This is a genomic window from Flammeovirga yaeyamensis, from assembly GCF_018736045.1.
In the GTDB taxonomy this organism is placed as follows: Bacteria; Bacteroidota; Bacteroidia; order Cytophagales; family Flammeovirgaceae; genus Flammeovirga; species Flammeovirga yaeyamensis.
Window position 1 is genome coordinate 688212 of sequence record NZ_CP076133.1, and the last position, 24506, is coordinate 712717.

At 32.9% G+C, this 24506-nt stretch carries 22 protein-coding genes; 15 read left to right on the forward strand and 7 right to left on the reverse strand.

The window, feature by feature from the left end; translation table 11 throughout:
• Positions 1 to 146 precede the first annotated feature (146 nt).
• Genes KMW28_RS22830 through KMW28_RS22840 form a run of 3 tightly spaced genes read right to left on the reverse strand, consistent with a single transcriptional unit; the run spans position 147 to position 1624 of the window.
• Entirely contained in the window at positions 147 to 1106 is a 960-nt protein-coding gene (locus KMW28_RS22830; protein ID WP_169662075.1) for a HipA domain-containing protein, read from the reverse strand.
• Between the two features lie 4 nt (positions 1107 to 1110).
• On the reverse strand, positions 1111 to 1425 hold the full coding sequence (locus tag KMW28_RS22835; RefSeq protein WP_169662074.1) for a HipA N-terminal domain-containing protein: 315 nt from the start codon (positions 1423 to 1425) through the stop codon (positions 1111 to 1113).
• On the reverse strand, positions 1412 to 1624 hold the full coding sequence (locus tag KMW28_RS22840; RefSeq protein WP_066213778.1) for a helix-turn-helix transcriptional regulator: 213 nt from the start codon (positions 1622 to 1624) through the stop codon (positions 1412 to 1414). The genes KMW28_RS22835 and KMW28_RS22840 overlap by 14 nt, the downstream gene beginning before the upstream one ends.
• A 225-nt stretch (positions 1625 to 1849) precedes the next feature.
• Here KMW28_RS22840 and KMW28_RS22845 point away from each other — a divergent pair, with 225 nt between their 5' ends.
• The 6 genes from KMW28_RS22845 to KMW28_RS22870 all read left to right on the forward strand — a co-directional run bounded on the left by KMW28_RS22845 (position 1850) and on the right by KMW28_RS22870 (position 8083).
• Positions 1850 to 3793 (forward strand): tetratricopeptide repeat protein, encoded by a 1944-nt coding sequence (locus KMW28_RS22845; RefSeq protein ID WP_169662073.1) that lies wholly within the window; start codon positions 1850 to 1852, stop codon positions 3791 to 3793.
• Between the two features lie 257 nt (positions 3794 to 4050).
• Positions 4051 to 4734 carry a hypothetical protein gene (locus tag KMW28_RS22850; protein ID WP_169662072.1) on the forward strand — a complete coding sequence of 228 codons (684 nt, stop codon included), beginning with the start codon at positions 4051 to 4053 and terminating at the stop codon, positions 4732 to 4734.
• 253 nt (positions 4735 to 4987) lie between these two features.
• The gene (locus KMW28_RS22855) at positions 4988 to 5791 is read left to right on the forward strand and encodes a hypothetical protein (RefSeq protein WP_169662071.1); all 804 of its coding nucleotides are present in this window, start codon (positions 4988 to 4990) and stop codon (positions 5789 to 5791) included.
• 21 nt (positions 5792 to 5812) lie between these two features.
• Positions 5813 to 6397 carry a hypothetical protein gene (locus tag KMW28_RS22860; protein WP_169662070.1) on the forward strand — a complete coding sequence of 195 codons (585 nt, stop codon included), beginning with the start codon at positions 5813 to 5815 and terminating at the stop codon, positions 6395 to 6397.
• A gap of 24 nt (positions 6398 to 6421) precedes the next feature.
• Positions 6422 to 6952 carry a hypothetical protein gene (locus KMW28_RS22865; protein ID WP_169662069.1) on the forward strand — a complete coding sequence of 177 codons (531 nt, stop codon included), beginning with the start codon at positions 6422 to 6424 and terminating at the stop codon, positions 6950 to 6952.
• 48 nt (positions 6953 to 7000) lie between these two features.
• Positions 7001 to 8083 (forward strand): hypothetical protein, encoded by a 1083-nt coding sequence (locus KMW28_RS22870; protein ID WP_169662068.1) that lies wholly within the window; start codon positions 7001 to 7003, stop codon positions 8081 to 8083.
• A gap of 523 nt (positions 8084 to 8606) precedes the next feature.
• Here KMW28_RS22870 and KMW28_RS22875 read toward each other — a convergent pair.
• Positions 8607 to 9896, reverse strand: coding sequence for a hypothetical protein (locus KMW28_RS22875; protein ID WP_169662067.1), 1290 nt, complete (start codon positions 9894 to 9896; stop codon positions 8607 to 8609).
• A gap of 416 nt (positions 9897 to 10312) precedes the next feature.
• Between KMW28_RS22875 and KMW28_RS22880 the strand changes: the two genes are divergently transcribed.
• The 4 genes from KMW28_RS22880 (at position 10313) to KMW28_RS22895 (ending at position 14133) form a co-directional block, all read left to right on the forward strand.
• Positions 10313 to 11317, forward strand: a complete 1005-nt coding sequence (locus KMW28_RS22880) for a hypothetical protein (protein ID WP_169662066.1) — start codon at positions 10313 to 10315, stop codon at positions 11315 to 11317.
• Positions 11318 to 11340: 23 nt separating this feature from the next.
• Complete coding sequence (locus KMW28_RS22885) at positions 11341 to 11904, forward strand: Crp/Fnr family transcriptional regulator (protein ID WP_169662065.1); 564 nt, start codon at positions 11341 to 11343, stop codon at positions 11902 to 11904.
• A gap of 70 nt (positions 11905 to 11974) precedes the next feature.
• Positions 11975 to 13402, forward strand: a complete 1428-nt coding sequence (locus tag KMW28_RS22890) for a hypothetical protein (RefSeq protein ID WP_169662064.1) — start codon at positions 11975 to 11977, stop codon at positions 13400 to 13402.
• Between the two features lie 11 nt (positions 13403 to 13413).
• A complete protein-coding gene (locus KMW28_RS22895; RefSeq protein WP_169662063.1) occupies positions 13414 to 14133 on the forward strand; it encodes a VOC family protein in 720 nt (239 codons plus the stop codon).
• A gap of 243 nt (positions 14134 to 14376) precedes the next feature.
• On the opposite strand, the gene KMW28_RS22900 is transcribed toward KMW28_RS22895, so the two are convergent.
• Positions 14377 to 16059 (reverse strand): tetratricopeptide repeat protein, encoded by a 1683-nt coding sequence (locus tag KMW28_RS22900; protein WP_169662062.1) that lies wholly within the window; start codon positions 16057 to 16059, stop codon positions 14377 to 14379.
• A gap of 238 nt (positions 16060 to 16297) precedes the next feature.
• Between KMW28_RS22900 and KMW28_RS22905 the strand changes: the two genes are divergently transcribed.
• Entirely contained in the window at positions 16298 to 17662 is a 1365-nt protein-coding gene (locus KMW28_RS22905; RefSeq protein ID WP_169662061.1) for a DEAD/DEAH box helicase, read from the forward strand.
• A gap of 117 nt (positions 17663 to 17779) precedes the next feature.
• Here KMW28_RS22905 and KMW28_RS22910 read toward each other — a convergent pair whose 3' ends face one another.
• Positions 17780 to 18718 carry a hypothetical protein gene (locus KMW28_RS22910; RefSeq protein ID WP_169662060.1) on the reverse strand — a complete coding sequence of 313 codons (939 nt, stop codon included), beginning with the start codon at positions 18716 to 18718 and terminating at the stop codon, positions 17780 to 17782.
• A 293-nt stretch (positions 18719 to 19011) separates the two neighbouring features.
• Here KMW28_RS22910 and KMW28_RS22915 point away from each other — a divergent pair, with 293 nt between their 5' ends.
• Both KMW28_RS22915 and KMW28_RS22920 read left to right on the forward strand, forming a co-directional pair.
• Positions 19012 to 20331 (forward strand): hypothetical protein, encoded by a 1320-nt coding sequence (locus KMW28_RS22915; RefSeq protein ID WP_169662059.1) that lies wholly within the window; start codon positions 19012 to 19014, stop codon positions 20329 to 20331.
• A 144-nt stretch (positions 20332 to 20475) separates the two neighbouring features.
• A complete protein-coding gene (locus tag KMW28_RS22920) occupies positions 20476 to 20934 on the forward strand; it encodes a TspO/MBR family protein (protein WP_169662058.1) in 459 nt (152 codons plus the stop codon).
• Positions 20935 to 21047: 113 nt separating this feature from the next.
• Here the strand turns inward: KMW28_RS22920 and KMW28_RS22925 are convergent, their stop codons facing one another.
• Positions 21048 to 21860 (reverse strand): alpha/beta fold hydrolase, encoded by an 813-nt coding sequence (locus KMW28_RS22925; RefSeq protein WP_169662057.1) that lies wholly within the window; start codon positions 21858 to 21860, stop codon positions 21048 to 21050.
• A 288-nt stretch (positions 21861 to 22148) separates the two neighbouring features.
• Here KMW28_RS22925 and KMW28_RS22930 point away from each other — a divergent pair, with 288 nt between their 5' ends.
• Both KMW28_RS22930 and KMW28_RS22935 read left to right on the forward strand, forming a co-directional pair.
• On the forward strand, positions 22149 to 22916 hold the full coding sequence (locus KMW28_RS22930) for a hypothetical protein (protein ID WP_169662056.1): 768 nt from the start codon (positions 22149 to 22151) through the stop codon (positions 22914 to 22916).
• Between the two features lie 218 nt (positions 22917 to 23134).
• Complete coding sequence (locus KMW28_RS22935; RefSeq protein ID WP_169662055.1) at positions 23135 to 24400, forward strand: MDR family MFS transporter; 1266 nt, start codon at positions 23135 to 23137, stop codon at positions 24398 to 24400.
• Positions 24401 to 24506: the final 106 nt, after the last annotated feature.

The following is a 24506-nucleotide window of genomic DNA, read 5'->3' on the forward strand; positions in this document are numbered from 1 at the left end:
TTGTTGTGGTTTTTGCTGCTGTGGAGATAATAGGGTGAGTATTGTTGTTGGATATAGTAGTGTTTGAGGTGGGTTGTAGATTAAAGTTGTAAAAGGTAAGCAGTATGTTTTGACTTTTAGTGGTAAAAGAAAAAGTGATCCTTATTTTATAATTCAATCTGAATAGCTTTTCGCTGAATCATAACAATATACTCATCTTTCATTGTTTCAGGTAAAAAACTTTCTTGGATGAATTTATACCATTTTGGAAGTAATTTTTTATACTTCTTAAAAATATTTTCTATGACTTTAGGGGACATATCAGCTGCTGTCATTGCAGTTTCAAAATCCTTACGTTTTATTTTTTTCTTTTTTCCATTTAGATTTAATGCAAGCTCTTCATCGTCTCCTTCAACTACTAATTCAGAAGCTACCATATCATAAGCGGGACACAAATCGTAGTTACCATTTCTTTTTAGTAAAGAGAAATTTTTCAAATGCATATCGTTATTTCCGGTGAGAAAACAGAACAGTACCATTTCGTAATAATCTGTTACATTTAACCCTGAGTTGGCTGTATGTTTCTTAATGACCTTTACAATTTGTTCATGAGACCCTTTGTATTTGTATTCAGTAAGTCGTTCTGTTAACTGACACATATCTTCCATATGCAGTTTTTTTCCTTTGTTACGGTCAATTCTTTTAGTGATGTAGGCAAGTTGTCCCGATTGAAGTCTTATCAATGAATGTTGAACTGTTTTGATCTTGCTGATCTCAGCTAAATGCATGGTAACATCTTCAATTTCAGGTAGGTTGTCGAATAATTCGGTTTGAGGTTTAAGAATATATTCTCCCCATAAACCCACTATTGTAAATCTTTCTGGTGAACTAACATCAGTGCTTAATCCAAGTGAAAGTTTTGGTTGGACACCAGTAACTGTTTTTTGGCTCTTGACTACTCTTTCCGCCAACTGTACTATTTGATCTTCACTAAAATCAATCAATGGAGGAGAAGGTTTACCAAAAAACTTTTTGCTACATTTTGGATGATACCCTGTCTGTCCAGCAGGTGTTTTTAACTCTTCAGCATTTATTTCTTTATAACAGTATAAGCACTTGTTTTTCATGAATCTAAATTTCTTCTATTGCTACAGCACCAATACAGTCTTGGCATGTTTTTAGTAAAATTTCCATTCTGTCTCTTGGGTCTAGTTTCCAATTTTTTTGAGCGATATCCAATAACCATCCTTCTGGAATCAAACCATCAAAAAATGGGAACATGACTTTACTTTCAAATTCTTTTTCTTCCAAAGGCAGGGTTAAGCTAATTGGTTCGGCGTCCTTTAATTCCAAGTATGTTAGATCATATTTAAAATGGAATCCATTTTCATCTTCTGTAAGTATTCCCGATAACCTGTCATGCATATATACTTTAGCTCTCTTCATTTCTTACTGTTTGTACCGGACCTAATTCATGTCCGAATAATGTTAGAATCTGATTTACTTTATCCATTCTTAAACTTCTTTTTCCTTGTTCAAGTTCTCTAACAAACCTTAACCCTACACCTGCTTTGAATGAAAGGTCTTCTTGAGTTAACCCCAAAGCTTTTCTTCTTCCTTTAACGAATTGACTTAAATTATTCATAATTTTATACCTTATCGGGTATGAAAATAGTAAATAATAATTTAAATATACCTTTTCGGGTATAATATTATTTTAAGATTTCCTTTTTATACCTTATCGGGTATAATTTAATTTTGTAGTCAATAAATATACCTTAAAGGGTATACTTCGTTAAGCATATTGATCACCAGCTTTTACATAAAAAAGACCTATTTTTACATTTAAACTAAATTCAGCAAACGACCAATGAAATCTTATTACGATATCTTCCGCGATTTACCTGACTCAAATTTATTAAGGCGAATAGAAAACAAAGATAAATATCATAAGGATGCTGTGATGGCTGCTTTTGACATGTTATTAAAAAGAGGACTCAGTGTAAAGCATCCATTTCCGGGGGAGGAAGTAAAAGATGCGAGAAAATTATTTCCTTATTTTTCTCCGGAAGATAAAGACCCTCAGCATTGGTTTAAATATGTGGTAGATAAGATACCATTAAAGACTGTCATCGGGTATCTAATTTTTATTCTCTGTGTATTAATCGTTGGGTATAATACAGAAATGGATGGTGATTGGAAAAACCATTTATTTATATACACAGACTATATTGTTACCAGTGGTTTTATATATAATTTAATTATTTTCATTACCTTTTTTTTCTTCTTTTTTAGGACAAAGAAAAGAAGGAAAAGCTTCTTAAATATCAATCCAAGGCGAGTATTTTTTGCTTTTTATATAAGCTTATCCATATTTCTACTTTTAAATATAATTGGCTTTGTTTTTTCAAAGACACCGCTTGTCGTTACTGTGTTGAATAGTAATTCATTAAAACAATTTTTGGCATTATCAGTCAACAATGTCTTTGCCTCTTTTAATCAAGTTTTAATTGTGTTTTGGTTATTGCTTTCTCAATTATTAATACGTTTCAAATCTAATAAATTAAATAGGCGGTTAATTATTATAGGAGTATGTTTTTTATCAATTCTTTTGCAATTGCCTAGTCACTTGGTTGAAATAGGTTTTTCTATTTCAACCTTTTTTATATTATTAAAATTTGGATTTATAACTTATTGCTTATCTGTGATTTATGTTAGAGAAAGGAACTTGTTGCTTTTAGTGTTTTTAATGTTTATTCTAGATTTGAATTATGATTACTTTCGAGGTGGTGGTACATTTTACCATAATTGGACCATATTTTTAATTGCCTTATTCAGTACAAATTCAGTTAGTAATAATCAAATATTTCATTGGGTAAAATCATTTAATCTACCAATTTCTGGAAGAGTATTTTTTGGAGGTTGGATAGCAACTATTCCTTTAATACTCATCTTGCCCAATACGGCTTGGGATTTTTATTTGAAATCAGGTAAATGGTATTTATTAAATCAAAATGATAAATCATTAGTACTAATCACAGAAGCAATTCGTAAAGACGACAGCAATTCAGAATATTTTAATTTAAGAGGTAATATTTATTATCAACATGGTTTAATGGACATTGCTGTAAAGAACTACAACAGATCAATAGAATTAGTTTCTGATAAATTCATAGTATTTCAAAATAGGGGTAATGCTTATAGGGATATGGGAAATTATGAGGAAGCTATAAAAGATTATGCTAAGTGTATTGAAAATAATTATCAAGTGATTAAATGTTTAGAGGAAAGAGGGAATTGTTATTTTAAATCAGGAGAATTTACCAAAGCAATAGAAGATTTGGCAACATGTTTAGAACTATCACCTAACAATTTGAATGCTCTCAGTATAATGGGAAATATTTATTGGGCTAAAGAGGATTATACAAATGCTGAATTTTATCTAAAAAAATCTATTGAAAACGGGAATAATAATCAAACTGTTTCCGAAGCTTTAGCTTTGGTTTATATGAAACAAGATAAGGTAAATGAGGCATATCAAGTGTTTTATAAAATCAATGATAAGCCATTTACTTTCAGAAAATCAAATTATAATTATGGATTAGCTCTTTATCATCAAGGACTTTTTGATGAGGCAATTGAGCAATTTCAAAAATCAATTGACAAACATGAGGAAGAAGATAAATGTTATTATCAGTTGTCCCTTTGTTATAATCAATTAAAAATGCCTGCTAAGGTATGTGAGTATATGCTTATTGCGGCAACTATGCAACACGAACAAGCTAAGGAAGATTTGAAGAAGTATTGTGAATAATGTATTTATATCCCAGGACTGAAGTCCTAGGCTTGCGATAATTATATCCTCAAGACTAAAGTCTTTTCAGATTTTGACGAGTAACCGTTATGTAAATTCCGTCTTGCAGTAAATTTAGTGAACACTTCAGTGTTCACTAAACCAATTATTACTACCCTAGGGTTTCAACCCTAGGATAATTATTCCGCTGTTTGGAACCGTCAGAAATCCCCCTTAATTTTATCCTTATTTTTTCAGTAAATAACCAGCTAAAAACAATGTCATCATCATTTAAGACCAATTTCTATGTTAGTTTTGGTATAGCAGCAATAATAGGATTGCTATTATTCATTCAAACTACTAATGCCTTAATAAGCGGTATTCTTACCTTAATATTAGGAACTCTATCTTTTATTTTCGGCTATGTTGGAGATTACTTAGGAGAAAAAAGACATTATACTGTCATAAACAGCAACGGTTTTTTAGGGTTAATTAATGATGGTTTTAGCGTAGAAAAGAAAGAGCGATATGTTGGTTTAACAGGTACCTATAATGGATATATTGTAGATATCTATTATGATTGGTCAACTGTTGTAAAACCAAGAGTCCACAAAGCGTTTGTGATCAATTTCTATTTTCAACCTATTAAAGGAAGTGATGAATTTAAAGATGATATTTACAATCAATTTGTTGATAGACATAAAGTATCAAACTTTGGTTTTTATCCACATCAGTATTGGTGGAAAGATGGAATGTTGTCAGTGAAAATTGGTGCGACTATGTGGAACCCAAGTCGTAAAAAACTAATCAAATACTTAAAGAAAGGAAGTGAAATTCTTCAAAAGGAGAGGTTGAGACCTTTAGACAAAGAAGGCTTGCGTCTGCATAGAGAGGAATATCCATATCATTTAGTACCAGAAATCGATTTATATTTTATGCAAGAGGAGGTAGAGGTATTTTAGGTGAAACATTAAATGTAACAATCAAAAAATCATTCAATTAATGATAGTTTGATAATGAAATTTCATTATCTTGTGACGTTTTTTATTTGAATTACTTTTTAGTTAGCGATTTTTTTTAATCTTAAAATTAACTATGCCAACTGCCTTTAACTTAATCAATAATGTATTATTTAAATGTACATCATTAGTATTGTTTCGTTAGGTCAGTATATAAAATTTAGCTAGTAACAAACTATTCACATTCAAAAAACTAATGAAAAATATAACTCAACTATTACTCTTATTTTTAATGGTATCCTGTGGGTTTGGTTCTAAAAATCAGATCACATGTGAAAAATATAGCATTGACCTAGAATCTAATACTCTTCAATTGAATGGGAGTATGGTATATTTGAATACTTTTGATTCAGTTTTTTACTTTAAAAAAGAAAAGAAGGTCTTGGCTTATCAAAAGCTCAATAATAATATTAGAGTTGTTGGTTTTGATTTATGTAAAGGTAGAACAGATATAGATGAAATACTATTAAATAGAGATTGGATTTCAGCTAATTATGTTTTTGATGATTTAATACAATTCTTAACTAAATCTTCAGATGGGGAACTGGATTTAATAGAATGTAGATATTCAGAACATGATATTTTAATTTATGACTATTGGCAAGGGAAAATAGATATTGTAGGAATTCATAATCATCCAAATGAAATTGATTTAACAGCACAAGGTATCACAAAATCAATAACTTCATGGAAACCCAAAGGAGATAATTCTTTTGAAATAAGTCTTGTTACTTTAAACGATAAAGTACTAGGGCAGTATTGTTATTTTAGCCAAAGTAGAATAGACTGTATTGATGGAGATAACTTTTCATTTGAGTTCAACAATCAAGAGTTTCAAAAAAACAATGAGGTCAAATTTAAATTTAGATCTGGCTATTCTAATACTTGGGGAGAGGCGAAAATTATTAAAATATCAGAAGATAAAATTCATTGGAAAGTGACTAAAGCACCTAAAGGGGTTTATTATGCTTTTGATGATGTGGAGATGTTGAAAGTTTAATATAAATTAGAATCATTTTTTATGAGCTACCATCAAATAATTTTCTTTATACTAATAGTAATATCGGTCTCTGGGTGTGGAAAGATAAAAGATGATAAGTTTTTTGATAACAAGGACCTTAATGAAGTATTCGAAAAGGTTCCATATTTAGAAAAACTAAATAAAGAGGTCTTTAAAGGAGACAATCTACTTAAATTCTATGAAGCATATGATCTGATTAATAATCTATCGTTAAATAATGTATCTGAGGAATTATTCAATAAGTTCAAAGATCCAATGAGCTTACATTATATATTCAAAGTTTCAGATGATTACTTAGGAGTAATAGTAAGCTTTGGTGTAAAAGACGAAAGTGAGATTTTAACTGAATATCCTAGTGGTTGGGTGATACTAGTATTAAATCAACAAGGTCAAATAACTAGTTTCCTTAATATTATTGGTGTATCAAATTATTATAAAGAGGAGATTTCTCTTGAATTTATTGATAATCAGTTTTTGATTAAAAAGACATATAAGGTTAGAAAAAATGGTGAATTAGTACCTAATAAAGTAGAATCATTTAAGTATAAAATTTCTTCTAAGGGCACTTTTGATAGAATAAATTAAAGCTAACAATGCAAGAAAATTGATATGAACCAAATAAAAACAATTAGCCTTCAGATAATACTTACTATAGTATTTATGAGTTGTACAAATCAGGCAAATAAACTCGAAAATCTAAGACAATTTCAAGATGACCAAGTATTTAATGTTTGGGATAAACAAAAAGGAAACGATGAAGCCTTTTTGGGGCTTATAGGTGAAGGTAAAATAATTTCATCTTCTTTTTTCAAAGTATCTTCTGATACACTACCTTATAATTATTTTTTGAAAAATGATTCTATTTATGTTCTAGGTAAAATAGATGAAACAAAATATGTCATGTCAGATGGGAATTCAATTTTTGGATGTTCATTAGATCCAAACAATACAATAACTTCTATTGTTTCCTTATCAATTTTTTTTCCAGAGGATTATTATCATGTATCTAGTCATATAGAAAAAAATAATATTCTTATTCTTGAAAAGGATGGCTGTAAAGAAAATAGCTATGTTTATTCTTTAGAAAATACGGAATTTATCCATCCTAAGGTAAATTTTAAAGAAACAGGTTGTAAATAAAATTGTTTCTTAATGATAAGTATACAGCTAATTTAATTTGACTTAAAAATGAAATTAAAACTAATCATCTTATCACTTATCACCACTTTTTTCTTTTCTTCTTGTGAGGAAAAGCTATCGAAAATAGAAAGTGATAATTATACTGGGTTTATACAAGGAGACCCAACAATCAAGTTAGAGGTACCATTTAGAATGGGAGAGTTTGGGAAAGGATTTATTAGTAATGCTCCTTCAAAAACATACTCTTTGACAAAATCGGAAGACTTTAATAAAAGAAAATCTCTTATTAAAAAGTTAGGTTTGAGATTTAACTCTTTTGATGAAGAAAGTTATACCTCAAGTAATTACTCACAAAATACAATAGTTTATCAAGGGTATACACCTTTCTCTAAAGATAGAGTAGTCGAATTAATAGGGTTTGGTGAAATGCCTTTGGATAAAACTGGAAAACAAAGTGTAGATTTCTATTACATGCTCGTGTTGTCTAATAGTCAAGGTGAAATTTTAGATAAGGACACTTTAGCTATATTCTCAAATTATGATGACCAAAATATCATTTACCGAGAAGGTGTAATTCTTAGTGAGGATCAATATATGACGATCGATTATGAGTATAAAAAGGCGAATAATATACCTACAGAAATTGTTCTTCATCGTAAAATGTTTTCAATAGAAGATGATAAGTTTACTTTACAAAAGAACTTATCTGATTTTATATTTCCATGTGATGAAAATGCATTGGACTTTGTTGGTCAATTTAAAAATGAAAACAAGGTTAAAACATATTGGTCTGCTTCTTCTGCTCAAAACAAATCTTCTTTTAAGCCTTTGGATAACAATTCTTTCCAAGTTTCATTAATTAAAAAGGATAATAAGATTTTAGGACAATATTGTTATACCAGTCAAGGTAGAATCGATTGTTTTTTTGGAGACGATTATTCATTTGAGTTCAACAATCAAGAGTTGTTAAAGAACAAAGAAGTCACTTTTAAATTTAGATCAGGCTATTCTAATACTTGGGGAGAAGCGAAAATCATTAAAGTATCAGAAGATAAAATTCATTGGAAGGTGACTAAAGCACCTAAAGGTGAGTGTTATGCTTATGATGATGTGGAGATGTTGAGAATCTGATTTAACATGCCCTGGGATGGAGATTATTTGGAAGTTTTGTTAAAATATAACTCACCGACTACAAGACTTCTATCGTTTGTTATTATATAGAAAAGACCCCGAAAATGTCAATATGGCTTTTTTGGGGTTTTTAGTTTGCTTAATAGATAGTATCATCTTTTTCCTAAGGTTTGGCTCAAGTCAACAAAATCGTGTTTATTACCAACTTTAACAAAGAGATCTCACTCGTCGGTTAGGAAATGATTTTCGATGAGGAAAATGAATTAAAATCGTGAGCAAACGCGAAAGGACTTGAAACTCAAAAAAAAGGATAAGAGAATTGAGCAAAACCCAATCCTCTTATCCTTTTATTATTATGCAATTATTAATCTTCTAAGGGATAATTTAAAAGAACAAGCGATTCTTTGCATGTGCATATCTCCCCTTAAGCTTTATAAATCATTATTCACGAAAATGAGAAAAATCAAGAGTTCTAATGAAGCAATAAAAATTTAATCATTGAATTTTCATATCATCACACAAACTACTCATAATCCATACTAACCGGAACGACTAATTCATGACTACTTGCTTGTGGGACACCATCTACCATTTTTGGTGTAAACTTAGGGCACCCATAAGCAATTTTTTGAAGCTGTTTCGCTATCCAAGGTGTAGAACAATTTTTGACTTCTATATCAGTTACATCTCCTTTTTCATTAATTGTGTAATGAAGACTTACTTTCTCATTAGTGATATAATCAGTATCTTCAATCAAAGTAGCAAAGTAAAATTGCAAATATCTTAGAAATTCATAGTCATGTCTTCTACCAAAGAGTGTCGGTTCGGCATTTTCTCTTAAATTGACATGCTTTCTTTTATTATCCTTAAACTGAATGTTATTGCAAATCCATTCTTCATCAGTTACATAGAAATTATCAATAAGCATTAATTTTTTATCTAACGAAGGTTGATTAACAACCGTGAGAATAGCATAAGCTCCTTTTCCTATGGCTCTGAAACTTGTATTTCCTATTTTATATGATGCACTCATATTGCTTTGAAAATTGTTAAGTTGAATTCCTCTACCAATTGGAAAAGTTGTAAAATTCCTACTATACTGATTAGCCCCATTCCCATAATAAACCAAGTAAATGTTTGCTGTAGCATTAAGTTCTGGAGTTTTATTACTAATAGTTTCCACATAATACTTTATATCAAAAGGACCTTCCTTATCATACTGAAAAACATTCGTATTGGCTGGCAGCTTTCCTTCAGTAGAAAAATAAGTAGCAAGATAATCCATACCCAATGAACAAGAAGTAGTCTCTAGCTTAGGTAAATTATATTTTGCATCGATTTTGAACTTAAAATGAATATCAAAATACTTTGAAGGCTGATTTTTATCAAAAAAGTGAATCTTAGCCGTATAGTCTTTTCCTTCTTTAAATCGATGGTCAAAGACCATAGCTGCAAAAATAGTAAAGTCATCCCCTTGAGGAGGGAATTTGAAATCAAGCTCACTGAATTCATGAACTGACTTTAGTCCTTCATCCAATGTTTGTGTATAAGTCAGTTTGTACGCAAGGTGATGCATTCCCTGGTTTAAAGAAAAACCATCTAAATTATTAACGTTAATGACAAGTTCCTCACCTATACCAAATGAAAAATCATCTCTGATTTCTTCCCTGTCAAAAATAAGCATTTCAAAAGATTCGCAAAATAAGTCATGGAATTTCGTTCTATTAGTATTAATACTCTGAGCAGAGACAGTGTTAGAAAACACTCCTAGAAAAAGAAAAAAAATAAAAGATACTAAAAAATTGGTTTTCATTCTGGTTAGTCTTTTTTGTATTATTAAATTGAAAAAACACATAGTTAGCAATTTTAATCCTGACAAACAAGTTGGTAAATACTAGTAAAATTCACCTTTCCTACTAAGAATAACTAGCTCACTTTTATATTAGCAATAAAATATTGAGTGAGGAAAATGGATTAAAATCGTGAGCTATTGCGAAAGGACTTAAAGTCCAAAAAGAAAGGATAAGAGAATTGAGCAAAACCCAATCCTCTTATCCTTTTATTATTATGCAATTATTAATCATTAAAGCCAATGAAACAGAACTAGCGATCTCCCTCTTCCCCTGAAAGGACGTATGCCATAAGCCCCTTAAATACCTAGACAAAACCTTCCATCTGTGACACATTACGATCCCCATTTGTCTCTTAAATATAAAAACTAAACCTTTCATGAGACAACTCAAAACCATATTACTCTTACTATTTTGCAGCTTCCAGTTACATAGCCAATCTATTCAACTTGATAGCCTAAAGTTCCATCAAATTGACAGTGTATATAATTACTTTTTATTTGATACTTCTGGAATGGGATCAATGACTTTTTATGATATCAAAGATAACTTTGAAGAGTTTATAAATGACTTTCCAAAATCAGATTATATACCATTCGTTTACGGGAGATTGAGTGAACTAACATATCGATTTGATTTACCGGATGAACGATATCAAATAAATAGAAAAATTGTAGACAGTTACAATAACTTTAGTTTGATCAACTATGAGCGGAGATTTTATATTAATCATAAGAAGAATGGGGAAAAGTATGTTCAAATAGTAAGTCCTAATGATAAGAATGACTGTTTAAAAGAAGCGTATAATTATCTAGCACATCACAGCTATTCTGAAAAACGATACACCGAAGCTTTAGAATTAATAGATCTTCATAATCAAGTGGAAAATACATCGCCAATGAAATACTCATGTTTTTCTTATCCACGAGATTCATTAAGTAATTTAAAATATGATATTTATTACGATTTGGAAGAATATGAAAAGTGTTATGAATTAAAGAAAGATGATGTGATATACTATCTATTATATAGTGAAGATAATTGTTATGGAGATGTATCAAATATTGATTTTGAACAAATTGAAAGAACTATTGATAAGTATGTTACAGTAATTAAGAAAGTATTTTCCAAAAGGGAAATTGAGGAACAATTTCTAAAGCAAATCAGACCAGAAAATTCGGATTATTTCGATTATAATGTGACCTTATTTGGGAAAAAATATAGTAAGTACTTTATGGAGGAAACATTACACTATTATTTAAATATTGAAATGGAATTTTCAGAAGATGAGTGTATAGTTTGTGAGATGGATAAAAACGAAATAGCTGAAAAATTGGATAAAAGGTTAAAAGAAACGTTTCTTTACAAAAAGCTTTCAGAGTAATATAAAAATCAATCCCTACCCCAATGCACCACCTCCTCCAAAAGATCTCCCAGAAAACACCAATCACACCTGAACTAGAAAATCGGACTCAAGAATTATTTACATTACAAGAACATCAAAAGTCTGATCTACTTTTAGAGGCTAATCAGAGGGCGAGGTATTTGTATTATGTGGAGAAAGGAGCATTGCATAACTATTATTATCACGATGGTCGACAAGTGAGTTCTTGGTTTTATGTAGAAGATATGTTTATCACATCTTGGTATAGCTTTTATGCACAACAACCAAGTTTTGAGAACATCGAATGTTTAGAAGATTGTACGTTATATCGTATTAGTTATGAGGATTATCAGAAGCTGATACAAGAATTTCCAGCTTTTGGTAATTTTGCACGATTACTGTCCGAAGAGATTTTGGCCATCTTAGATCAGTTTTCTAAGAGTTGGTCTTTTTTATCAGCAAAAGAAAAATACGATTTAATGGAAGTGTATTTTCCAAAGATCGAACAGCGAATTAAGTTAGGGCATATTGCTTCTTTTTTAGGGATATCACAAGAGACGTTGAGCCGTATTCGTGCTGGAAAATAAGATTTTGATCTAGATCAAAAGAACCCTTATCAGATTACCTGACATTTGTAGTTGAACATAAATCAAAACTATGAATCGAAACAAAATTATTCTCTCTTTAGCATCATTGCTATTTATTATTATTGCTGCTTGTAAAAGTGTGGAGATGTCTTCAGTTGATCCTGTATTAGAGATCGGTGAGGTATCTTACAATGGAACAATAAAAAGAATTATTCAAAATCACTGTGTCACTTGTCATTCAGGAAAACGACCCACGGGTGATCTTGATCTAACCACTTACGAAAATGTCGTTGATGCCATTAAAACAAAAGATCTATTAAACCTTATCAACAACAAGAATTTTCCGATGCCCACTACGGGTTTGATTTCTAAAAAGGAAAGAAAGGCTATACAGAAATGGGCGGAAAATGGTTTTCTCAGATCATCAAAAAAGGAAAAAAAAGAGGAGGAAGATACTACTGCTGTAACGTTTGAAGCTCCGAATTTACAACCCATTGATATCGATAAAAATGGATTTGAGTTTTTAGAAAAAATGCAAGGACATTGGGTAGGCAAAATTCATTTATTAGGAAGAGATATACCTTGGTTTGCCTTCGATTTTAGAGCGATCAATAGTTCTCAAATTCATGGATTATTTGAAGGAGGAAGTATGGGGAATTTGTTCAATACTTTTTTTGTAGCCGATTTTAAGGGGACGAAAACGATTATGCTCCGTAACGGAGGTATTCTCGGTGGTATCTATCGTACTAGTTACTTTGTGATGACAGAAGCTGACAACGATGAGTACTTATTTGTAGATGCTTATGGTGGAAAACAGATTATGTGGGTGAAGATATCATTCAAAAATGATCAGATGAAAATGCTGACCTATACCAGTAAAATGGGAATGAAAACACCAAGCAAGCACATAGAATTTGATGGACGAAAACTACATCAAGATCTCGCTCAAAATGCAGCTAAAAAGTATCAATTCCCAAGTAAAGAAGTGGTGAAAAGTTTTCCTCAAGGAATGCCTTTACAGGATTGGGGACCTGAATATCCCGTAGTTACATCTGCTAGTTATATAATGGCCAATGACGATTATAATTATGCACTTTTGGGAGAAATGTCAGGGGATCCAATTCAGATAAAAGATATCAAAAATATAGCTTCCCTACATCTTAAATTTTCTAGGGAGGATTTAAGTAAAGGCAAAAATATACAAGTGTATTTATCAAGAGTGCCTTTAACGAATGAGGATACTTCCTTTAAGTCAGCTTATGGATATATCGAGCAAGAGGCGATGGATGAAGTATTGTTATTTCCCGAGATCGATTATCGTGATCAAGAGTTTACTTTGACCTATTTACATGAAGGAAAATGTTACATCACTTTTGTTGTGGATAATAATCAAGATATGGTGCCGAGTAAAGGAGATTATTACAGTGTTAGTCAGGAACTTGATTTAGTAGGAGAGTCAAATCTAGAGGTAAATAACATCACAAATACTATAAATTAAACTCAAAACCTATGAAACCCAATCATTTTATATTTGCCGATTTATCTACTTATCAACCTAAAGTATCCATGAAGTTTTATTCTTCCGTTTTTGGTTGGGAATTCTATAATGAATACGATTATCAAACTGCCTATTTAGGTGATGAAGCCATTATTGGTTTGTACGAAACACCAAATCAATTTAAACAGTTGAAAATGCCTCATTTTTGGATGTCGTATATCCAAGTAAATGATGTGAAAAAGACTGTTGAACAAGCTCGAAATTTAGGAGGGATAATTGAATTAGAACAAGAGTTAGATCATTTCGGGAAAGTAGCATTAATCCGAGATCCCTTAGGGGCAGGGTTTACTGTCTACCAAGGAGACTATTTGATGAATACCCGAACAAAAGGGATATCAAATACACTCATTTGGAATGAGCTTCATGCATCTGATGCCACCAAAATTATCCCATTTTATGAAGGAATTTTTAATTGGAAATTTGCTTCAAACGGTAAAGGGACTTACAAGATATTGGATACACAAAATAGTCATATTGCTGATTTGTTCGAAATAGCTAACGATGTTAAGGGCAAATATGAGTATTGGGTGTGTTCCTTTGGAGTGAAAAACCTAAAAGTATCTCTTCAAAGAGTTCTAGAACATGGAGGAAGCTTGATTAGTGATGAAGGAAATAGAATTATGGTTTGTGATGATTCTGGAGAGGCGTTTTTTTACATTCAGTCATTATGATATGGACGAGTAATTATCAAGACTAAAGTCCTTTCTGATTTAGACGAGTAACCATTACGTAAATTCCGTCTTGCATCTATTTATATCCTGGACTGAAGTCCAGGGCTGGTAATAATTATATCATCAAGACTAAAGTCTTTTCTGATTTTGGCGAGTAACCATTACGTAAATTCAGTCTTGCATCTATTTAGTGAACACTTCAGTGTTCACTAAACCAATTATTACCACCCTAGGGTTTCAACCCTAGGTAAGCGATATCTCCCTCACCTCTTCCAAAGTCAAATTCCCGCCATCGTATTTACTCAAGAAAGTTTGGAAATCGATATCAGTATTGATCAATCCCAATTTCTTTCTTAAACGGTAACGTGCAATTTGAATCGATTTCACGCTTTGGTGAGTGATGTTTGATATATCTTTCGTACTTAAGTTCAGTTTTAAGAAAGCACAAAGTTTTTTCTCATTAGGGGTGAGGTTAGGATGTTCCTTTTGAAGCTGATCAAAAAACTGATGATGTACTTGTTCGAAGCGGACCTCCAATTCTTTCCAAATCTCACCAGAGCCCGAGGTCTGTAGATTGTAGACAATAGATCGGATTTTCTTTCTTGTCGCACTATCCATTTGAGGATCATCCAGCGTCATCAATTCCTCTGATACATTATTGATGAGCTCATTTTTTTGCATTAAGTGCATGACATTGGTGGTCAATTCTTTGTCCTTAAAAGAGATATCATTTTGTAGGGAATGATACTGTTCTTCCACCCTCAATTGTTCCGATTCCAATAACTCTTTTTCCATCATCAATTGATCTTCGCTTTGTTTCGCATTGATCGCCTTTAATCTTTGCATTCTGAAAATTAGTACGGATATGATGACAAATAAGATAAATGCAGTTGTCAAGCCAAAAATCAATTCTTGTTGATCTTCTTTTTCCGTTTGCAAATCCTGCTGATCCAACTCCAGTTGATGATTCTTTTCAATGAAATTTACTGTTTGCTCATGTGCAGTCTGAATCAGTTCATCGGATTGTTCCTTAAATAAAACATGATATTTCAAAGCATTTTCAAAATCCCCTTTTGCTTGATATAGTTGAAAAAGATTGTTGTACACATTCACTAAATCTTGATAAGCCTTTAAGGAAATAGCAATTTGTTCAGCCTCCAGATAGTACTTTTCAGCTGCATCAAATTGATTGGTGATGAGTTGAACTTGAGCAAAGGCCAGGAGAGAATTGATTTCACCTCTTCGATCACCTGTTAATTTTTTGATCGCATACGCCTGTTTAAAGAAATGATTGGCAGAATCGGTTACATCAATTTTTAAATATTGATTTCCTAAATTATGGTAGGCCTTCCCTTTCAAAGAAAGCATATTATCGGTTTTACAAAGGGTGACCACTTCTTTAAATTGATGTACCGCATCCATACGTTTCCCTTCTTCATCAAATAAGTTGGCTTGATTGAGTAAGATATTTGGAATGAGATAATCGGCGTCCTTATTTGGTAAAAGGTAAGCCTGTTTTAAGGCTTCTTTATAAGCACTAGAAGCTTTTTGATACTCCTTTTCCATTTGGTACAAAGTAGCAATGTTAATTAGTGCCTTTGTTCTGCCAAGTGAGTAATTGATGGCAGAGAAATTCTGATCCGCAGAGTAATAGGCATCTCTTGCTTGGGCATACCTTCCCTGAAGCATATTTAAATTGCCTTTTCTGTGGTATAAATTTCCCAAAATCAAAGAATGTTCTTTGGGAGGATATTCTGATATTGCTACGTCTGTCATCGATAAAGCCTTCATCAAATCAGTTTGACTAAGCTCATCAATTTTCTCTAATAGGTTTTCTTCATTCTTATTTAAACTCTGATGATTATCAGCGAACAAGAGGGAAGAAAATAATATAGCAAAGGAAATAAATAGTCTAGTTGGTTTCAATGTTTATAGTGATATTAGTTTAAACTCAAACATAATAAAATCATTTTTGAAATCAAAAAAAAGATATAATTTTATCATTATCAGTCCTGAAGTATCAATTATAACCTCCACTCATTACTAACAAGCTTGAACCAATCACAATACTCTCAACTATAAACACTACCTTTGCACTTCATCTCATAAAGCCTGCCATAGCGTAAACAATGGTTTTGCTTTTTTATTTTGTAAACCATTGATTATGACATTCAAAGAGCTGAAGTTAAATCCTTCTATCCTCAAAGCATTAAACGAAGAAAAGTACATTAAACCGACACCGATTCAGGCGAAAGCTATTCCTTTTGTATTAAAAAGAGAAGATGTATTGGGTTGTGCACAAACAGGAACTGGAAAAACAGCAGCCTTTGCGATTCCGATTTTACAATTAATGCAGCAGGATAAAAAGTCGAAATCATCCAACAAGATTACGGCATTGGTGTTGACTCCAACAAGAGAATTGGCCATTCAGATAGAAGAAAGTTTCTCTACTTATGGGAAATATACGGATGTACAAAATACAGTCATTTTTGGTGGGGTTAATCAAGAACGACAAGTACGTGCATTAAGAAAAGGAGTGGATGTTTTAATTGCAACTCCTGGACGATTGTTAGATTTGATTGGGCAAGGTTTTATCAACTTATCGGATATCAAATACTTTGTCTTGGATGAGGCCGATCGTATGTTGGATATGGGTTTCATTCACGACATCAAGAAAGTTTTAAAACTTTTACCTAAAAAGAGACAATCCTTATTCTTCTCAGCGACAATGCCTAAGAATATTGTTTCCTTATCGAAACAGATTCTTATCAACCCTAAAAGTGTGACGGTAACTCCTGTATCTTCAACAGCAGAGACCATTCAACAGTTTGTGTATTATACCAATAAGAAAGAGAAAATCGACTTGTTGCATCACCTCATCAAAGAGAAGAAAATACAACAGGTATTGGTGTTTACAAGAACTAAATATGGTGCAGACGGTATCGTTAGGAAGTTGACAAAAAAGGGGACAAAGTGTGCTGCTATCCACGGAAATAAATCTCAGAACCAAAGACAAAAGGCGTTAGCTGCTTTTAAAGATGGAAGCATTAATGTGTTGGTCGCAACGGATATTGCAGCTAGAGGAATCGATATAGATAAACTACAATACGTTATCAATTATGATATTCCGAATGAGTCGGAAACTTATGTACACCGAATCGGCCGTTGCGGTAGAGCAGGTGAGAAAGGTATTTCGATTTCACTAAGTGAAGCGGAAGATAATAAGTACATCAAAGATGTAGAAAAACTAACGAAGCAAACCCTTACTGTGGTAGAGGAACATCCTTATCCTCAAACGGACAAACCGATGAACGCCACTCAGAAAAAGGCGATGGAAAAGGAAAAGCAGAAAAGAAAACAAGAGTTTTTTGCTAATAAAAAGCGTAAAGCTGCTGGGAATGCTAAAAAGGAAGGTGAGAAAAAGAAGCCTTCGAGAAATAGAAATACGGGTAAACCTAAAACCACTACATCAAATAAAAAAGGTGGTTTTAAAGGAAAATTTAAGTCCAATAGAAGAAAAAGCAATTAATATCAAATTCCTTCTTTAATAAAGAAACTCATTGAAAAAAATAACCCACAGCATACACTGTGGGTCAATACTATATACTCAATAAATCATTGTCTCAGTATTTTCAACTGATATATATTAGTTTCTGTAACGACCATTTGAGTTCATTACATCTGGCTGCCAAGTTCTTGTAAAAGTCGCCAAGTTATCTTGAACTTCAGGTAATAAATCGCCCGCATATTTGTCGATAGCACCATCGCCTAAATACAAACCGATATAAGCCAGGATGTCGTCTGTAGCCAAACCATTTTCTTGTCCAAAACCAGTACGTAACACTTGTCTAGGATCAGATCCTTTTGCTTGAGAGGCCTCGTTTCTAGTTAAAATACCATCTTGGTTAGTATCTAAATCCTCGATTAACCATTGTGCTTTTTGCTCACCGATTAACGCCTTAAAATAAATCTTAGCATCTGCTGCAGAAATCGATGGATTAATAGAAGGTACTGTTCCTTGGTAACCACATTTATCAATAAATTCATCATCGATATCAATGCCTAAATTGATTTCAATATCTAAGATCGCTAATCGTGCATTTTCAGGATCAGAAACCACACCATCGCGACTTACAAAATAGCCGTCTGAGTTTAAACATCCGTCGTTGCCATTTCCAACTGGTGTGACACAAGTCGTATTGTTAGGATTAAAGTTGCCACTTCCCTCGTTTGATCCCGAACCGGTATCTCCGCCAGATTCCGTACATCCAGCACTAAATGCTTGTACAGCATCTTCAAAACACTGACCACAAGCTTCATAAGGATGTGAAGCAGGACAGTTAGGTGATGCCGTCTGATCTTGACTACCTGAAGTATCTTCTGATGTTCCTGTTGAAGTACAACCGGCACTTAAAGCCTGAGCTTCGTTCTCCCAACATTGGTCACATGCCACATAAGGATGGGAAGATGGACAGTTTACTCTAAAGTTGGAAGCTTCTTGATTGACCTCTTGCTCTTGTCTGTCGTATTGACAAGAAAATAGAATAGTAGCTAGTAGTAGTAGACTTAATTTAATAAATTTCATATCATACATTATTTAAGTTTGAGATGCCCAAATGTAGAAAGGCTCACTTTTCTTTACCGAAAATTACGCTACTGCAATCCTTTTTTATCACCTCAATATTATTACAAAATGGATGATTGATGTACTTCAAAAAATGATTTTGAAGTAGTTGGACTACAAAAACTTCATGTGATTATTACTTCATTTATTCAATATCAAATACTGTTTTGTGATGAGGAGTAAATAAGTACGTCATCTTTTTCAAGATACTTTTCTGAGACGATTTTATTCCGTGATTCTTCTACCTTATGGTCATGAAAAAATATCACATCTACTTTATCACTTTTTTATTGATGGGGTGTCAACTTCCCTCAACTACTACTAAATTTTCATCATCATGTGTTTTAGAAGAAGAACAATATTTAGATTCCACTACAGTTCAATTATCTGATATCGAACAATGGGTGAAGGAAAAGAAAGTAAATTCTGTCGAAGAGTTAATGCTAGCCTTTCCGGAAGTATATAGAAGGAATTTTTCATTAGTAGAGCACACAAAAGCTTTAGGAGAATCCAATCTAGAGTTTCCAAGAATAGTACTATTTGGGGAAGATGGGCATTTGCTCTTTAATATAAGTTCTAAAAAAGATGACCCTACCTATCAAAAAGTGGATGGGATGGAACTGAATAACACCACAGGGAATTGGGTATTATTTCAGTTAGATTTTGAGCAAAATCCCATTGCTGTTCGTCGATCTCCAGGAGAATGTTTTCGATGTCATGGTCAGGAAAACCCAAAGCCACTATGGGGAACAAGTAACCATTGGGAAGGTGTTTTTGGAGATAATGAGGCCCCCGGACCCAATGGAGAAGCTTTGTCTATCCGACATATTAAAAGGATGAATGAAATAAAGAATAGTGAGACTGATGAAGAGAGGTTATTACTTTTGGAATGGGAGGAAGACGAAAAACTACGATCGGGTGGTATCCGAAAAATTAAAGGTAATCGATTTGGAGCGGAGCTAATAGTATCCAATCAACTTATGGGGGCAAGTATTGTTAAAGGGATTTATCAAAGAATGAAATTGAAAATGGGAGCCAACAAAGAACGTTATTTTTTACCATTGATATTATTAACCGCGAATCAACATGATAGTATGACGTTGGGAAGTATCACCCAAAAGAATATCAAAAAGTCGTTTCCCCATTCAAACTTAGACATTGATCGGATCTATCAGGAATTAAGCATCCATCCATCATTTGATTTTGCCATCAATGATAGTAAAGAAAATCAAATCACTAATAAATTTTGGCAATTGGGAAAAGGAAATATTTATGAACAATTGGCCCTTTTGATGCTTTATGATTTGAATAAACAAAATAGAGAAATTCATGAGTTATTAAGGAGCGTTCCTGTGGAGTTTCATTGTCAGTCGAAAGACCATACGATCTCTTCTATGGATGAACTAATTACTCATAAAGTGAAGTATAGTTATGTATTAAGTGGGGCAGGGAAGGCAAAAGCCGCAGAACATTATTTGCCTTTGGATGATGACGAAGTGTATCTTTCTGTTTTACAACCAATATTTCAGCAGCTGCAGGTGTATTATATGCAGGAGGAGTTGTTGGGGAGATAAATTTAGATCACGAAGATAAGAAAAACAATTACATCCAATCTAAGTTTTCTATCTTTAAAAGATGGTTAGTAGTATCGTTTCAGTGAAGCGTCCGAACAAATAATTTTTCATCTGATCATCATTAAAAAATAAACTATTATTCCTATGCTTTTAAGAGTCGTTATTTTCCTAATTTTAAACTTCTCCGCCTTAGCAATTGGTGGTTTCTTTACAGGTGCAGGGGTGCCTTCCGAATGGTACGCGGAATTAAATAAAGCACCTTGGACACCTCCTGGATGGGTATTTGGAGCAGCATGGACAACAATTATGGTTTGCTACTCCATTTTTATGGCTTTTCTGTGGAAACAATTACCTAGCAAGAAGTGGCTGATTACATTATATGCTTTTCAGTGGATTTTAAACGTATCTTGGAATCCAGCCTTCTTTTATGCACATCAAGTAGCCTTAGGATTGTTATTAATTACCTCTTTAACTTTGTTGATCGGTTATTATTTCTTTGGTCATATCGAAAAGTTAAAATGGAAAACCATATTTGTATTACCTTATTTAGTTTGGTTACTAATTGCTACATCTTTAAATGGATATATATTGATGTATAATTAAATACGGTTAATTAAAGTTGGTCAATTATTTAAGTATCGCATAGGTATTTATATGAATTAATATAGTACGGACGTTGCACCGCAACGTCCCCTAGAACCCATTACATTAGAAATCTAATCCCTCAAAAAATCAACCACTTGATCCAACACAGAATCCGTTCTTAATATTCTAAAGTGGCCAGTCCCTTCAATTTTCACCAATTCACATTTATCTCCCCATGCTTTAGCGACAGATTCCGATTGTGCTAAGCGAACAATCTTGTCGTTCACATCCTGAAAAATCATTCCTTTTTTAACATTCATTCTCGGCACATAATCGCTTACATTTTGTTCGTCAGCTTTTACCTTAAACTGTTGTTCTAGGCGGTCGACTAAACGATATTTTACTTTATCGTTCATTCCTACCATTTCAGAAATATCGTCTACTCTTTCCATGAAACGGTCAGGAGTAGTCATCATTACGTATTTATCGATTTCAAATTGATGTTGAGAAAGACAATAGGTCGTGCCCACACTACCGAAAGAGTGACTGATGATTTTATTGATTCTGAATTTATCCAACATGATTTGCACCAAATCGGCAAATTCGAACATGGTTGTTTGTCCCTTCGGAGAAAAACCATGTGATATCGCATCAAAAGAATAGAGAGTGAAGTTCTCCTTTTCCATTCTTTTTATTAAATCAGAAAAGTTGCCTGCTTGACCTTCCCAGCCATGAACCATCAATAATTTATCTTCGCCATTTCCCCATTTATAGGTTTTGACTTCCATGCCTTTATAGTCGATTGTACCTTTTTCAGCTTGGTCGATGATCTCTAATTCATGAGGTCTCAGTTTTAATACCTGAGGATTCATGATTTTATCATAGGCTAATTTTACTACCACATTAGGTGCGGTGTACGAAAGAAATTTGATGAGTGGTTTCATGTACATTGAAAGTTTGTACAAATTTAAATATTATAAACGAATATTCATTCATTGATTTATCAATTAACAAAATACATGGTCTTAAAGTTTCGATTTGAGGGTGTTACTAATGTATTGTGGGATAAGTTTAAGAAATCATAAAAAGAATATTTTCATCCTTTATTCAATTATTTAACTAACAGTGGATTGTTAAATAACCGTAGTGTTGCTTTTTAACTTTTCTTTCATTTATTTTAAAATTGTATTACGACCATACAAGCAAATTTTTTACTTTTTAATCAATTAAATATGAGACTTTTTAAATCTCTTTCGACTATTGCTCTAGCATCAGTGTGTTTATTTTCATGTGACTCAGAAACGCTATCGGAGGAATTTGATGAAATCAATGGTGATGTAGTTGAAAAGACTATCAAGAAAATGACTTTGGAAGAGTTATCTTCTACTGGTGTAAGTTATGAATATGAAGTCATGAACTTTAACTACTCTGATGGAAAACTAAAATCGATCACAGGGGTAGATGATGACTTGAATGTAGAATATGAAGGTGATGATTTAGATAGCTTTTCAGCAGGCGGAGATGTTCTTAACGTAGAGGAGTTATTTGAATCCCCACATGATGCTTTTGAAACAGGTTATGTGGAGACTTATGATGAGAATGGTAATCCTAAAGTAATAGGTTTTTATGAGGACGAATATGATTATGAATTAAATCAAATGGTCAAAATTCTTCGTTTTGCCAATGTTTCTTATGATGATAAACCTAACTTATTCTACTATACTTTTGCTTCTGCGGGAGTAATTGATGTATTGGATAAAGTAGAGTTGAACATGGGTATGAATTTTCAGTCTACAGAATTAATCATGGCTAGAAAATTATTTCCTTTGAATAATGTGACTAAAATTGAATACACAAACGAAGAGGGCGAAGCTATTGGTACTTTAACCATTGAGTACACTTATGATGAAGATGGTTATCCAACATTTGCCAGTGGAGTAAACGATATATTTGATCATGATGAAAATGAATATTATGAAGTAACTTTTGATTACGAATAATCATTTTTAAAACATCATAAAAGTATAAGGCTCAGCAAATACCCTAATTTGTTGAGCCTTTTTTGTTTAGACTATTTATAATTAACCCATTCAGCTAACATAAAAACCACCTTCTCTTTTTATTTCCCAAAATGTTGTCGTGCTTTGTACTACCAATTTAAATTAACTATTGAGCTATAGTCCATAGCTCATCATTTTTCATCACTTCCAATCGCTCTATGAGAACATCGATTACTCAGGCCAAAAATAGCTTTTTGGCCATCTATAAGGGCATACAGAAGGAAGTATGGATCTTATCTTTAGTATCCCTTATCAACAGGATAGGGGCAATGGTTATTCCTTTTTTATCTATTTACTTATCGGAAAGTAAAGGATTCACCCTCACGGAAATCGGATGGGTCATGTCGGCATTTGGCATGGGTTCCATTATCGGTACGTGGCTCGGTGGAAAGACCACCGATCGCTTTGGGTATTATCCAGTAATTATCTTTAGTTTATTGGCTTCGGGTATCGGGCTGATTTTACTAAAGGAATTGGATGGATTTATCGAAATCGCCATCGGCTTTTTCTTAGTAACGTTAGTGGCTGATATGTTACGTCCACCTATTTTTGTGGCCGTACATAAATACAGCACAGAGGAGACCAGAACCAAATCAATTACTTTGGTGCGTCTAGCCATTAACTTAGGTTTTGCTTTTGGACCAGCTACCGGAGGTTTACTCATCGCCACGCTTGGTTATCAGTCCTTATTCTGGGTGGATGGTTTAAGCTGCATCTTTGCGATGATCGTTTTCGCTTTCTCCCTAAGCATGCCGAAAGTAGTAAAGGAAGTCGCCAAAAAGACGAAAGCAGAGAAGAAGAGTATGTCGCCGTATCACGACAAATCTTTCTTAATTTTCGTGTTATCACTTACCTTATTTGGATTGATCTTCATCCAATATTTCAGTACCGTTCCTTTATTCTATAAAGAGGTACACGAGTTGAATGAAGCGACTATTGGTTTGATTATCTCCAGTAATGGTTTTGTGATTTGTATTTTGGAAATGCCACTAATGCACTGGATCGAAAAACAAAAGAAGTATTCGAAAATGAAAATCATGTATTTTTCGATTTTCTTGGTACTTCTAAGTTATATCTTTTTGATAGTTGGAATGAACATCGTTCTTCTTTTCATCGGCATGATGTTGTTGACAGTAGGAGAAATGTTGATGTTCCCATTATCAAATACAGAGGCCATGAAAAGGTCTTCGGGTAAAAACCAAGGAGATTATATGGCCTTGTATGCAATGAGTTTTTCGATTGCCCATTTAGTCGGGCATAACTTAGGGATGCAGACCATCGATTTCTTCGGATACAACCTCACTTGGTCGGGGATGATTATAGGCTTGATTGTTTGTTACTTCTTGTTGAAAGGGTATCAAATAGCCATTGATAAAGAGAAAGAATCAGTGCATCAAGATCCTCAATTCGAACCGAAAGTTTGATAGGCTTACCTTATTATTTGATAAAAAGTGATCTATCACATAATCAATAAGAAATAATCTCCAATTTTGCTTTAATAATAAAGTAAAATTGGAGATTTTCGTATGT